The organism is Streptomyces sp. Ru62, assembly GCF_002920615.1.
Taxonomy (GTDB): Bacteria; Actinomycetota; Actinomycetes; order Streptomycetales; family Streptomycetaceae; genus Streptomyces.
This window is the reverse complement of the sequence record NZ_PQSU01000011.1, coordinates 190,015-202,797: the sequence shown is the minus strand read 5'-3', so window position 1 is coordinate 202,797 and position 12,783 is coordinate 190,015. Positions and strand designations below refer to the sequence as shown.

At 69.7% G+C, this 12,783-nt stretch carries 12 protein-coding genes and 2 pseudogenes; 6 read left to right on the top strand and 8 right to left on the bottom strand.

The features are described from left to right. Positions 1–156 precede the first annotated feature (156 nt). On the bottom strand, positions 157–1,005 hold the full coding sequence (locus tag C3492_RS17105; RefSeq protein WP_103812613.1) for a 3-hydroxyacyl-CoA dehydrogenase family protein: 849 nt from the start codon (positions 1,003–1,005) through the stop codon (positions 157–159). A gap of 256 nt (positions 1,006–1,261) precedes the next feature. Here C3492_RS17105 and C3492_RS45815 point away from each other — a divergent pair. The 3 genes and pseudogenes from C3492_RS45815 to C3492_RS17090 form a co-directional block, all read left to right on the top strand. After that, positions 1,262–1,369 (top strand): annotated as a pseudogene (locus C3492_RS45815) (XRE family transcriptional regulator); the annotation flags it as partial. Then, a pseudogene (locus C3492_RS17095) lies at positions 1,369–2,007 on the top strand (ABC transporter permease); the annotation flags it as partial. The pseudogenes C3492_RS45815 and C3492_RS17095, both read left to right, overlap by 1 nt. Positions 2,008–2,020: 13 nt before the next feature. Next, the gene (locus tag C3492_RS17090; protein WP_103812611.1) at positions 2,021–2,593 is read left to right on the top strand and encodes a cob(I)yrinic acid a,c-diamide adenosyltransferase; all 573 of its coding nucleotides are present in this window, start codon (positions 2,021–2,023) and stop codon (positions 2,591–2,593) included. A gap of 10 nt (positions 2,594–2,603) precedes the next feature. On the opposite strand, the gene C3492_RS17085 is transcribed toward C3492_RS17090, so the two are convergent. Together C3492_RS17085 and C3492_RS17080 are read right to left on the bottom strand one after the other, a co-directional pair. Next, positions 2,604–3,107 carry a DinB family protein gene (locus C3492_RS17085; RefSeq protein ID WP_103812610.1) on the bottom strand — a complete coding sequence of 168 codons (504 nt, stop codon included), beginning with the start codon at positions 3,105–3,107 and terminating at the stop codon, positions 2,604–2,606. Further along, positions 3,104–3,700: a hypothetical protein gene (locus C3492_RS17080; RefSeq protein ID WP_103812609.1), complete on the bottom strand. Its 597-nt coding sequence runs from the start codon at positions 3,698–3,700 to the stop codon at positions 3,104–3,106. The genes C3492_RS17085 and C3492_RS17080 overlap by 4 nt, the downstream gene beginning before the upstream one ends. A 151-nt stretch (positions 3,701–3,851) precedes the next feature. On the opposite strand from C3492_RS17080, the gene C3492_RS17075 reads away from it, so the two are divergent. The 3 genes from C3492_RS17075 to C3492_RS17065 all read left to right on the top strand — a co-directional run bounded on the left by C3492_RS17075 (position 3,852) and on the right by C3492_RS17065 (position 7,605). Further along, positions 3,852–5,021 (top strand): sensor histidine kinase, encoded by a 1,170-nt coding sequence (locus C3492_RS17075; RefSeq protein WP_103812608.1) that lies wholly within the window; start codon positions 3,852–3,854, stop codon positions 5,019–5,021. Continuing rightward, positions 5,018–5,659: a response regulator transcription factor gene (locus tag C3492_RS17070; protein ID WP_103812607.1), complete on the top strand. Its 642-nt coding sequence runs from the start codon at positions 5,018–5,020 to the stop codon at positions 5,657–5,659. The genes C3492_RS17075 and C3492_RS17070 overlap by 4 nt, the downstream gene beginning before the upstream one ends. A gap of 125 nt (positions 5,660–5,784) precedes the next feature. Then, a complete protein-coding gene (locus tag C3492_RS17065) occupies positions 5,785–7,605 on the top strand; it encodes a glycoside hydrolase family 18 chitinase (RefSeq protein WP_103812606.1) in 1,821 nt (606 codons plus the stop codon). A 5-nt stretch (positions 7,606–7,610) separates the two neighbouring features. Here C3492_RS17065 and C3492_RS17060 read toward each other — a convergent pair whose 3' ends face one another. The 5 genes from C3492_RS17060 to atpA all read right to left on the bottom strand — a co-directional run bounded on the left by C3492_RS17060 (position 7,611) and on the right by atpA (position 12,669). Further along, positions 7,611–8,057 carry a DUF2550 domain-containing protein gene (locus tag C3492_RS17060; protein WP_014675016.1) on the bottom strand — a complete coding sequence of 149 codons (447 nt, stop codon included), beginning with the start codon at positions 8,055–8,057 and terminating at the stop codon, positions 7,611–7,613. Positions 8,058–8,206: 149 nt separating this feature from the next. Further along, positions 8,207–8,581: a F0F1 ATP synthase subunit epsilon gene (locus C3492_RS17055; RefSeq protein ID WP_014675015.1), complete on the bottom strand. Its 375-nt coding sequence runs from the start codon at positions 8,579–8,581 to the stop codon at positions 8,207–8,209. 119 nt (positions 8,582–8,700) lie between these two features. Beyond that, positions 8,701–10,137 (bottom strand): F0F1 ATP synthase subunit beta, encoded by a 1,437-nt coding sequence (atpD, locus tag C3492_RS17050; RefSeq protein WP_014675014.1) that lies wholly within the window; start codon positions 10,135–10,137, stop codon positions 8,701–8,703. Next, the gene (locus C3492_RS17045; RefSeq protein WP_014675013.1) at positions 10,138–11,055 is read right to left on the bottom strand and encodes a F0F1 ATP synthase subunit gamma; all 918 of its coding nucleotides are present in this window, start codon (positions 11,053–11,055) and stop codon (positions 10,138–10,140) included. Between the two features lie 21 nt (positions 11,056–11,076). After that, positions 11,077–12,669: a F0F1 ATP synthase subunit alpha gene (atpA, locus tag C3492_RS17040; RefSeq protein WP_103812605.1), complete on the bottom strand. Its 1,593-nt coding sequence runs from the start codon at positions 12,667–12,669 to the stop codon at positions 11,077–11,079. Between the last annotated feature and the right edge of the window lie 114 nt (positions 12,670–12,783).

Here is a 12,783-nt window from a genome sequence, read left to right as displayed (position 1 = left end):
GCGCTCCCCGTTGAGTGCGGTTGGCGTACTCGGTGACGGTGCTGTGCAACGTCTGACTGTTCGGGTGGCGGTGCGGTTGCTGCTTGTAAGCGAACCGATACCGAATTCACCCCGGGGAGTGACACTCCCGGGGTGGTTGTGCGTGGGCGGGTTGACTCAGTACTTGTAGAAGCCCTGCCCGCTCTTGCGGCCGATGTCACCGGCATCCACCATCCGGCGCATCAGCTCCGGCGGGGCGAACTTCTCGTCCTGGGACTCGGTGTAGATGTTGCTCGTGGCGTGCAGCAGGATGTCCACGCCGGTGAGGTCGGCGGTGGCGAGCGGGCCCATGGCGTGGCCGAAGCCCAGCTTGCAGGCGAGGTCGATGTCCTCGGCGGTGGCGACGCCGGACTCGTAGAGCTTGGTCGCCTCGACCACGAGGGCGGAGATGAGCCGGGTGGTGACGAAGCCGGCGACGTCCCGGTTGACGACGATGCAGGTCTTGCCGACGGACTCGGCGAACTCCCGCGCGGTCGCGAGGGTTTCGTCACTCGTCTTGTAGCCGCGGACCAGCTCGACGAGCTGCATCATCGGCACCGGCGAGAAGAAGTGCACGCCGACGACCCGCTCGGGGCGCTCGGTGGCCGCCGCGATCTTGGTGATCGGGATGGCGGAGGTGTTGGAGGCGAGCACGGCGTCCTCGCGCACGAGCTTGTCGAGCGCGCGGAAGATCTCGTGCTTGACCTCCAGCTTCTCGAAGACGGCCTCCACCACGACGTCGGCCTCGGCGGCGGCGTCCAGGTCGGTGGTCGGGGTGATGCGCGCGAGGGCGGCCTCGGCGTCCTCGGCCGCCAGCTTGCCCTTGCCGACGAACTTGTCGTACGAGGCCTTGATGCCGTCGGTGCCGCGCTTCAGCGCCTCGTCGGTGACGTCACGCAGGACGACGTCCCAGCCCGCCTGCGCGGCGACCTGGGCGATGCCGGAACCCATGAGACCGGCCCCGATGACGGCGAGCTTCCGTGCCACTCCGACTCCCTATGAACGCGGTGAAAGGTCTGCCTCTCGGCGGACCATAGCGCTCCGGCGCCGCTGTGTGACCGGTAAGTAACGCGCGTCACGTCCCATTTGACGGAGATCACACCGGCAGGGGTACGGGGCGGCGGCGGGTGAGCGGGCGTCAACCCGTACCGGTACGGCGCGGCTCCTTCCGGCACCGCGGTCCCGTGCGCGCCGACACGCTCTGCGTCCGGACCGTCACACGGCGACCACGAAGGGGGTGCCCCAGTTCAAGGAGCAGTACCGGCGGTACATGACGCCGGAGGCGGAGGCGGTGAGTCTCTGGCAGTACCCCGTGAGCATCCTGCCCCGTCTGTTGCAGACGGACACCTATGGGGCCCCCTGCTCACCGGTCTGCCCCTGGGCGGACAGGGCAGCTCCTGGCAGGTGCTGGTCCCCGGACTACTGCTCCAGCTCGGCCTGTTCGGCGCCCTGTTCGCCGGGTTCACGGTCATCATGGAGAAGGGGCAGGGGGTGGTGGAGCGGATGCGGGTGACGCCGGTCAGCCGGCTCGCCCTGCTGCTCGGCCGGGTACTGCGGGACGCCACGGTGTTCGTCTTCCAGGCGGTGCTGCTGGTGCTGGCCGCGCTGGTGATGGGCCTGCGCGCGCCGCTGGCCGGCATCCTGATCGGCTTCGCCTTCGTCGCCCTGCTCACCGTCTCGCTCGCGTCGCTGTCGTACGCGCTCGGCATGAAGGTCCGCAGCCCGCAGGAGTTCGGCCCGCTGATCAACATGGTGTCGATGCCGTCGATGCTGCTGTCCGGCCTGATGCTCCCGATGACCCTCGCGCCCGCCTGGCTGGACGTGCTGTCGCACTTCGTCCCGTTCCGCTATCTGGTGGACGCCGTCCGGGACGCGTACGTCGGCGAGTACACGAGCGCGCACATGCTCTACGGCGTCCTGGTCGCCGTCGGCTTCGCCGTAGCGGCCGTGACGGCGGGCACACGGGTGTTCCGGACGGCCGGGGCGTAACTACGCTGGCCGCATGGTCAACCTGACACGCATCTACACGAGGACCGGCGACCGGGGCACCACCAGCCTCGGCGACATGAGCCGGGTGCCCAAGACGGACCTCAGGATCTCCGCCTACGCGGACGCCAACGAGGCCAACGCGGTGATCGGCAGCGCCATCGCGCTGGGCGGCCTGGACGAGGAGATCGTCACGGTCCTCATCCGCGTCCAGAACGACCTGTTCGACGTCGGCGCGGACCTGTCGACGCCGGTGGTGGAGAACCCGGAGTTCCCGCCGCTCAGGGTGGAGCAGTTCTACATCGACCGGCTGGAGGCGGACTGCGACCGCTTCAACGAGCGGCTGGAGAAGCTGCGCTCCTTCATCCTGCCGGGCGGCACCCCGGGCGCGGCCCTGCTGCACCAGGCGTGCACGGTCGTACGCCGGGCCGAGCGCTCCACCTGGGCGGCCCTGGAGGTGCACGGCGAGACGATGAACCCGCTCACCGCGACCTACCTGAACCGCCTCTCCGACCTGCTGTTCATCCTGGCCCGCAGCGCCAACCGGGAAACCGGGGACGTGCTGTGGGTGCCGGGCGGGGAGCGCTAGCCCCGCTGGTCTAGTCGCCGGTGCGGCCGTCGATCTGCTCGCGCAGGATGTCGATGTGGCCGTTGTGCCGGGCCGTCTCCTCGATGAGGTGGAGCAGGATCCAGCGCAGGTCCACCGGATCGCCGTCGCCCCGCTTCACCTGAGCCTTGGTGTCCAGGTCGTGCGCGGCGACGAGTTCGTCGTGGCGGGCGGACTCCTCGGCGTACTCGGCGAGCAGCCGGGACAGGGGGATGTCGACGGCGATCCGCATCTCGCGGTCGGGGTCCTCGTCGGTCCAGGGGCCCTCGTCCGGCTCCCCCAGGAAGACGACCCGGAACCAGTAGTACTCGACCCAGCGCAGATGGTTGATCAGCCCGCTCAGGGTCATCAGCGGTGAGCCGGGGAGGATCGCCTTCACGGCGTCCTCGCCGGAGAGTTCCTCGCACTTGGCGCGCGCGGTGGCGCGGACGTAGGTGAGGAAGGTGGTCAGCTGGGTGCGCTCGTCCCAGGCGGGAGGCGTGTCGGTGCGTGTCATCGCGGTGATGATGTCCCGGCGCCCGTCCCTGTGTCGACGGAGTTTTCGGCGGCGCCGCCCTTCCGCTCCCGCTTGGGGAACAGCGTGTAGCTCGCCGCGATGACCACGTTGATGCCGATCACCCACAGCATGCGCTGCTGCCAGGCCCGCAGCGGACCGGTGTCCCCGCCGTCGCCGACGTACCAGACCGCGCCCTGGAGCAGGGCGAGGGCGACGGCCGAGGCCAGGATCCAGCGGGCCGCGACCTTCCACTCGTGGACGGCGCGGGCCGTGCCGTACCTGGGTGGCCGCACCGGGGGCGGGCCGCCGGCGAAGCGGTGGGCCACCCGGGCGTCCGCCCACCTGATGGTGGAGCGACCGAGGCCGACCGTGAAGCCGATGTAGACCGCGGCGAGGCCGTGCCGCCAGTCCGGTTCGGCGCCGTTCCGCAGGTCGACCGCGGTGACGGCGAAGAGCACGATCTCCAGGAGCGGCTCGCACAGCAGCAGGGCCAGACCGGTGCGCGGCATCCGGAACAGGTACCGGAAGGACAGTCCGGCCGCCAGCAGCACCCAGAACGCCACCTCGCAGGCGATGATCAGTCCGACGATCACGGTTCGCTCCCCTCGTCCACCCTTCCAGGCTCCCGGCCGGGGCCGCCGGTTTCGTCGTCGGCGCAGAGGAGACCGCGGTAAGCGAAAGTCGCACTCCGGGACCCTCCCCCGGATGCAGGCGGCCCGCCCCCGGGCCGTGTTGGATGGGGGCATGCCCGCACTCCCCCGCCCGCACCGCGACGACTTGCGCATCGCCGTGGGCGGGCTGGTCGGCGGGGTGCTGCTGTGGGCGCTCGGCATCCATCCCCGCCTGGCGTCCGACGCGCTGGTGCTGTGGCACGCGTCCTGGGCACCGCTGGTGCCGCTGGCGGTGACCGCCGCGTGCGAGCCGCTGCGCCGCATCCGCCCGCGCGTCGGGCTGGTGGCCGGCACTGCCGCGCTGGCCCTGGACACCGTGACCCTCGGCAGCATCGTCACCATCGTGCTGTACACCGACCTGGTGTACGCGGCCGTCCTGTACGGCACCCCGGCCTCCGCCCGCCGCATTCCGTGGATCACCGGCATGCTGACGGTCGTCGGCGGGATCGTGCCGGCGGCGCTCTGGCGGGACCCGCAGGGGCTGCTGATCGGTGTGGGCGTCGGGGTGGTGGCGCTGGCCCCCGCCGCCACCGGCGCCCTGGTGCGCAACCACCGCGACGCCGCCGAGGCCGCCCGGCTGCGCGCCGAACAGACCGCGCTGCTCGCCGAGGTGGACCGCACCCAGGCGGTCACCGCCGAACGGGCCCGGATGGCAAGGGAGTTGCACGACATGGTCGCCAACCATCTGTCGGCCATCGCCATCCACTCGACGGCCGCGCTCTCCCTCGACGACCCGAAGACCTCGCAGGAGGCACTGGCCGTCATCCGGGAGAACAGCGTGGAGGGGCTGGCCGAGATGCGCCGGCTGATCGGCATCCTGCGGGACAGCTCCGGGGACCGGGAGCCCGCCGCGTCCCCCACCCTGGACGGGCTCGGCGCGCTGGTCGACAGGGCTCGGGCGGGCGGCCTGGACGTCACGCTCGACGCCGGCCACGGCAAGGTGCCGGCGCCCGTGGAGCTCGCCGCCTACCGGATCGTGCAGGAGTCGCTGACCAACGCCCTGAAGCACGCGGCGAAGGGGCGCGTCCGGGTCTCGCTCCGGCAGCGGGACGGGAGGCTGGACATCCGGGTGACCAGCCCCTACCGGCCGGGCGACGACCCGCGCGCACCCGGCTCCGGTTCCGGTCTGACCGGGATGCGGGAGCGGGCCGCGCTGCTCGGCGGCACGTTCGAGGCCGGACCGCAGGGCGCCCTGTGGGCCGTACGCGCCACGCTTCCGCTCACCGAAGGAGACCCCGCATGATCCGTGTCCTGGTCGCCGAGGACCAGTCCGCCGTCCGCGCCGGGCTCGTCCTGATCCTGCGCAGCGCGGCCGACATCGAGGTGGTCGGGGAGGCGGCGGACGGCGAGCAGGCGGTCGAGCTGACCCGGAGGCTTGGGCCGGATCTCGTACTCATGGACGTACAGATGCCCCGGCTCGACGGGGTGTCCGCGACCCGGCGGATCGTGGCCGAGCGGCTCGCGGACGTGCTCGTGCTGACCACCTTCGACCTCGACGAGTACGTCTTCGGGGCGCTGCGGGCGGGCGCGGCCGGGTTCCTGCTGAAGAACACCGAGGCGCGGGAGCTGCTGGAGGCGGTGCGCACGGTCGCACGGGGCGAGGGGATCGTCGCCCCGGCCGTGACCCGGCGGCTGATCGCCGAGTTCGCCGCGGCTCCGGCGCGGGAGGCGGAGGCCGACCCGGCCGTGCTGGAGGGCCTCACCCGGCGGGAGCGGGAGGTGCTGGGCTGTGTCGGCGAGGGCCTGTCGAACGCGGAGATCGCGGCCCGGCTGGACATGGCGGAGGGCACGGTGAAGACGCACGTCAGCCGGTTGCTGGCCAAGCTGGAGCTGCGCAGCCGGGTGCAAGCGGCGGTCCTCGCCCGCGAGTTGGGGGTCTAGCGCGGCTCGTCCAGGAATGGTCCAGACCTATTGACGGGTGGTCCAGACCTTTCTACCCTCGCAGCACCGTGGGCGTGAAGGCTCAGTCATGCCCCAGACACCCCCGATGACGAGGGAGGCGCAGCATGCGCTTCAGACACAGAGCCGCGGCAGGGTTCGCGACCCTGTTGCTCCCCCTGGCCGGCCTGGTCGGACTCGCGAGCCCCGCCCAGGCGGCGACGAACGCGACGGCCGGCTTCACCAAGACGAGCGACTGGGGCACCGGCTTCGGTGGTCAGTGGACCATCAAGAACATCGGCACCAGCAGCATCAGTTCCTGGACCGTCGAGTGGGACTTCCCCTCCGGCACGTCCGTCACCTCCGCCTGGGACGCGGACGTCACCGGCTCCGGCACCCACTGGACCGCGAAGAACAAGTCCTACAACGGCACCCTCGCCCCGGGCGCCTCCGTCTCCTTCGGCTTCAACGGCGCGGGCTCCGGCTCCCCGTCCAACTGCAAGCTCAACGGCGACAGTTGCGACGGCACGACGGTCCCCGGCGACGCGGCCCCCTCCGCCCCCGGCACCCCGACCGCCTCCTCGGTCACCGACACCTCGGTGAAGCTCGCCTGGAGCGCGGCCACCGACGACAAGGGCGTCAAGAACTACGACGTCCTGCGCGACGGCACCAAGGTCGCCACGGTCACCACCACCTCGTACACCGACACGGGCCTGACCGCCGGCACCGACTACTCCTACACCGTGCAGGCCCGGGACACCGCCGACCAGACCGGCCCGGTCAGCGGCGCGGTCAAGGTGCACACCACCGGCGGCGGCACCACTCCCCCGCCCACCGGCGACAAGGTCAAGCTCGGTTACTTCACCGAGTGGGGCATCTACGGCCGCAACTACAACGTCAAGAACCTGGTGACGTCCGGCTCCGCGGCCAAGATCACGCACATCAACTACGCCTTCGGCAACGTCACCGGCGGCAAGTGCGCGATCGGCGACTCCTACGCCGACTACGACAAGGCCTTCACCGCCGACCAGTCGGTCAGCGGCGTCGCCGACACCTGGGACCAGCCGCTGCGCGGCAACTTCAACCAGCTCCGTCAGCTGAAGGCCAAGTACCCGAACATCAAGGTCCTGTGGTCCTTCGGCGGCTGGACCTGGTCCGGCGGCTTCGCGGACGCGGCCAAGAACCCGGCCGCCTTCGCCCAGTCCTGCTACGACCTGGTCGAGGACCCGCGCTGGGCCGACGTCTTCGACGGCATCGACATCGACTGGGAGTACCCGAACGCCTGCGGTCTGACCTGTGACACCAGCGGGGCAGCGGCCTTCAAGAACGTGATGTCCGCGCTGCGCGCCAAGTTCGGCTCGAACAACCTGGTCACCGCGGCCACCACCGCCGACGGCTCGGCCGGCGGCAAGATCGAGGCCGCGGACTACGCGGGCGCCGCCCAGTACGTCGACTGGTACAACGTGATGACGTACGACTTCTTCGGCGCCTGGGACGCCAAGGGCCCGACCGCCCCGCACTCCCCGCTCACCTCGTACGACGGCATCCCCAAGGCGGGCTTCACCACCGCCGACGCCATGGCGAAGTTCAAGGCGATCGGCGTGCCCGCGAAGAAGCTGCTCATCGGCATCGGCTTCTACGGCCGCGGCTGGACCGGCGTCACCCAGGACGCCCCGGGCGGCACGGCCACCGGCCCGGCGACCGGCACCTACGAGCAGGGCATCGAGGACTACAAGGTCCTCAAGACGTCCTGCCCGGCCACCGGCACCGTCGCCGGCACCGCCTACGCGCACTGCGGCAGCAACTGGTGGTCGTACGACACCCCCGCCACCATCGCCTCGAAGATGGCGTGGGCCAAGAACCAGGGCCTCGGCGGCGCGTTCTTCTGGGAGTTCAGCGGCGACACCAGCAACGGTGAACTGGTGAACGCGATCAGCAGCAACCTGTAAACGCTCTAAGCCACATTGACGCGCTGACCGGGCGGGGCTGCCTCAAGCCACGCGAGGAAACCGGTCAGCGCGTCTTCGCTCATGGCGAGTTCCAGGCGCGTGCCCCGGTGCGTACAGGCCAGTACCACCGCGTCGGACAGCAGCGCCAGCTCCTCCTCGCCCTCGGGCAGCCGGCGGCCGGCCACCTCGATCTGGCCGCGCTCCAGGACGCGGCGGGGGCGGGGGGCGTAGGAGAAGACCCGGTACCACTCGATGCGGTCGCCGTTGTAGCGGGCGACGCCGTAGGACCAGCCCTTGCCGCCCGTGTCCGGTTTCTCGGGCAGGTCCCAGCGCAGCGAACAGTCGAAGGTGCCGCCGGAACGCTGGATCAGCCTGCGGCGCAGCCCGAACAGGAACAGTCCCACCACCACGAGCGCGACCACGATCCCGCACACAGTCAGAGCGAGGACCATCGGCACCGACCTCCTCGTCTCCTAGGTAGAACTGCTTCTACGACTGAGTAATGAAACGGAAAAAACACCCACATCTGCCTCAGCCGCGACCGGCACCGGATTGCTCCGGGCCGGCCGCGGCTGAGTGACGTCAACGTGGCGCGGCTGGTTCAGCGCGCCGTCGCAGCACGCAGTCGGACGTCCGCGCGGCGCTCGGCGACGGCGTCGCCCTCCGCCTTCGCACGCTCCAGCTCCCGCTCCGTGCGCTGGACATCGATCTCGTCCGACAGCTCGGCGATCTCGGCCAGCAGGGACAGCTTGTTGTCCGCGAACGAGATGAAACCGCCGTGCACCGCGGCGACGACCGTTCCGCCTTCACTCGTACGGATGGTCACCGGGCCCGACTCCAGCACACCGAGCAGCGGCTGGTGACCGGGCATGACGCCGATGTCGCCGGACGTGGTGCGCGCGACGACCAGGGTGGCCTCGCCGGACCAGACCTGGCGGTCGGCGGCGACCAGCTCGACGTGCAGCTCAGCAGCCAAGGGTGGCTCCTCGGGTCACCACCCGGCAGGGGCGCCGGGTGTTGGGGTCAATTCTAGTGGGCGTGCGTGAGGGGGCGGGACGCACCCCGCCCCCTCACGACTCAGGCGAGTGCCTGACGTCAGGAGACGCCCAGCTCCTTCGCGTTCTTCTTGAGGTCCTCAAGACCACCGCACATGAAGAACGCCTGCTCGGGGAAGTGGTCGTACTCGCCGTCGCAGATCGCGTTGAACGCGGCGATCGACTCGTCGAGCGGCACGTCCGAGCCGTCCACGCCGGTGAACTGCTTGGCGACATGGGTGTTCTGGGACAGGAAGCGCTCCACACGACGGGCACGGTGGACGACGAGCTTGTCCTCCTCGCCGAGCTCGTCGATACCGAGGATCGCGATGATGTCCTGGAGGTCCTTGTACTTCTGCAGGATCGTCTTCACGCGCATGGCCGCGTTGTAGTGGTCCTGCGAGATGTAGCGCGGGTCCAGGATCCGGGACGTGGAGTCCAGCGGGTCCACGGCCGGGTAGATGCCCTTCTCGGAGATCGGACGGGACAGAACCGTCGTCGCGTCGAGGTGGGCGAAGGTGGTGGCCGGGGCCGGGTCGGTCAGGTCGTCGGCGGGGACGTAGATCGCCTGCATCGAGGTGATCGAGTGACCGCGGGTCGAGGTGATGCGCTCCTGGAGGAGGCCCATCTCGTCGGCCAGGTTCGGCTGGTAACCCACCGCGGACGGCATGCGGCCGAGCAGCGTGGAGACCTCGGAACCGGCCTGGGTGAAGCGGAAGATGTTGTCGATGAAGAACAGCACGTCCTGCTTCTGGACGTCACGGAAGTACTCGGCCATGGTGAGGCCGGCCAGCGCGACGCGCAGACGGGTGCCCGGCGGCTCGTCCATCTGACCGAAGACCAGCGCGGTCTTGTCGATGACGCCCGAGTCGGACATCTCCTCGATCAGGTCGTTGCCCTCACGGGTGCGCTCACCGACACCGGCGAACACGGAGACACCGTCGTGGTTGTTGGCGACACGGTAGATCATCTCCTGGATGAGCACCGTCTTGCCGACGCCGGCACCACCGAACAGACCGATCTTGCCGCCCTTGACGTACGGGGTCAGCAGGTCGATGACCTTGACGCCGGTCTCGAACATCTCGGTCTTCGACTCAAGCTCGTCGAAGTTCGGGGCCTTGCGGTGGATGGACCAGCGCTCGCCCTCGTACTGCTCGTCGACGTTCAGCACCTCACCGAGGGTGTTGAACACCTTGCCCTTGGTGAAGTCACCGACCGGGACGGTGATGCCGTCGCCGGTGTCGACGACCGGGGCCTGGCGGACCAGACCGTCGGTCGGCTGCATGGAGATGGTGCGGACCAGGCCGTCACCCAGGTGCTGGGCGACCTCCAGGGTCAGCGTCTTCTTCTCGCCCGCGTTGGCCGGGTCGGCGACCTCGACGTGGAGGGCGTTGTAGATGTCCGGCATCGCGTCGACGGGGAACTCCACGTCGACGACCGGGCCGATGACCCGGGCGACGCGGCCCGTAGCCGTCGCGGTCTCAACAGTGGTGGTCATTTATCGGTCACTCCCCGCGGTCGCGTCGGCCAGGGCGCTCGCGCCACCGACGATCTCGCTGATTTCCTGGGTGATTTCGGCCTGGCGGGCCGCGTTGGCAAGACGGGAGAGCGTGTTGATCAGCTCGCCCGCGTTGTCGGTGGCCGACTTCATCGCGCGCCGCGTGGCGGCGTGCTTCGAAGCGGCCGACTGGAGCAGCGCGTTGTAGATGCGGCTCTCCACGTAGCGCGGCAGCAGGGCGTCGAGGACGTCCTCCGCCGAGGGCTCGAAGTCGTACAGCGGGAGGATCTCGCCCTTGGGGTGAGCCTCCTCGGCGACCTCTTCGAGGCGCAGCGGCAGCAGCCGGGCGTCGAGCGCCGTCTGCGTCATCATCGAGACGAACTCGGTGAAGACGATGTGGAGTTCGTCCACGCCGCCCTCGGCCGTCTCCTTCTCGATGGCCTCGATCAGCGGCGCCGCCACCTTCTTGGCGTCCGCGTACGTCGGCTCGTCGGTGAAGCCGCTCCACGACTCCGCGATCTTGCGCTCACGGAAGTTGTAGTGCGCCACACCGCGCCGGCCGACGATGTACGTGTCGACCTGCTTGCCCTCGCGCTCCAGGCGCTCGGTCAGCTGCTCCGCCGCCTTGATGGCGTTGGAGTTGAAGGCGCCGGCCAGACCGCGGTCGCTCGTGAGGAGCAGGACCGCGGCACGGGTCGGGTTCTCCGTCTCCGTGGTGAGCGGGTGCTTGGTGTTCGAACCGGTACCGACCGCCGTGACCGCGCGCGTGAGCTCCTGCGCGTACGGCGTGGAGGCCGCCACCTTGCGCTGCGCCTTGACGACGCGCGAGGCGGCGATCATCTCCATCGCCTTGGTGATCTTCTTGGTCGCGCTGACGGATCGGATGCGACGCTTGTAGACCCGGAGCTGGGCTCCCATGAGTCAGGTCCCTTCCTTACGTCACTTGGCGGCAGCGGCAGGAACGTCCTCGCCGAGCAGCTTGCCGTCGCTCGTCTCGAACTGCTTCTTGAACTCCGCCACGGCGTCGTCGATCGCCTGGATCGTGTCGTCCGACATCTTGGCGCCCTCGCGGATGGAGGTGAGCAGGCCCTGGTGCTTCCGGTGCAGGAAGTCCAGCAGCTCCTTCTCGAAGCGGCGGATGTCGGCGACCGGCACGTCGTCCATGCGGCCGTTGGTGCCGGCCCAGACGGAGACGACCTGGTCCTCGGTGGCCATCGGCTGGTACTGGTCCTGCTTCAGCAGCTCGACCATGCGCTGACCGCGCTCCAGCTGGGCCTTCGAGGCCGCGTCCAGGTCGGAACCGAAGGCGGCGAACGCCTCCAGCTCACGGAACTGGGCGAGGTCCACACGGAGGCGGCCGGAGACCTGGCGCATCGCCTTGTGCTGCGCGGAACCACCGACTCGGGAGACGGAGATACCGACGTTCAGCGCGGGACGCTGACCGGCGTTGAACAGGTCCGACTCCAGGAAGCACTGGCCGTCGGTGATGGAGATGACGTTGGTCGGGATGAACGCCGAGACGTCGTTGGCCTTGGTCTCGACGATCGGCAGACCGGTCATCGAACCGGCACCCATGTCGTCGGAGAGCTTGGCGCAGCGCTCCAGCAGCCGGGAGTGCAGGTAGAAGACGTCACCCGGGTAGGCCTCACGGCCCGGCGGGCGGCGCAGCAGCAGCGACACGGCACGGTAGGCGTCGGCCTGCTTCGACAGGTCGTCGAAGATGATCAGGACGTGCTTGCCCTGGTACATCCAGTGCTGGCCGATGGCCGAACCGGTGTACGGCGCCAGGTACTTGAAGCCGGCCGGGTCGGACGCCGGGGCGGCGACGATGGTCGTGTACTCCAGCGCGCCGTTCTCCTCCAGCGCGCGGCGCACGCCGGCGATGGTGGAGCCCTTCTGGCCGATGGCGACGTAGATGCAGCGGACCTGCTTCTTCGGGTCGCCCGAGCGCCAGTTGTCGCGCTGGTTGATGATCGTGTCGACGGCCAGGGCGGTCTTGCCGGTCTGGCGGTCACCGATGATCAGCTGGCGCTGACCACGGCCGATCGGGGTCATCGCGTCGACGGCCTTGTAGCCCGTCTCCATCGGCTCGTGCACCGACTTGCGCTGCATGACCGTGGGGGCCTGCAGCTCAAGGGCGCGGCGGCCGTCGGTCTCGATCTCGCCGAGGCCGTCGATCGGGTTGCCGAGCGGGTCGACGACACGGCCGAGGTAGCCCTCGCCGACCGCCACGGAGAGGACCTCACCGGTGCGCGTGACCGGCTGACCCTCCTCGATGCCGCTGAACTCACCGAGGACGATGGCACCGATCTCGCGCTCTTCCAGGTTCAGCGCGAGGCCGAGGGTGCCGTCCTCGAACTTCAGCAGTTCGTTGGCCATGGCCGAGGGCAGGCCCTCGACCTTCGCGATGCCGTCGCCGGCAAGGGTGACCGTACCGACCTCCTCGCGCGAGGCCGCGTCCGGCTTGTACGACTGGACGAAGTTCTCCAGCGCGTCCCGGATCTCCTCCGGCCGGATCGTGAGCTCCGCCATCTGGGTTCCCTGCTCTCCTTGTTGGGCCCGAAGTTTCACTTTGGGGGTCTGGGGGCGACCCCCAGGAATCCTCTGCACGGCCCAACCAGGGCCGTAAGTACGTACTGCTCTTCT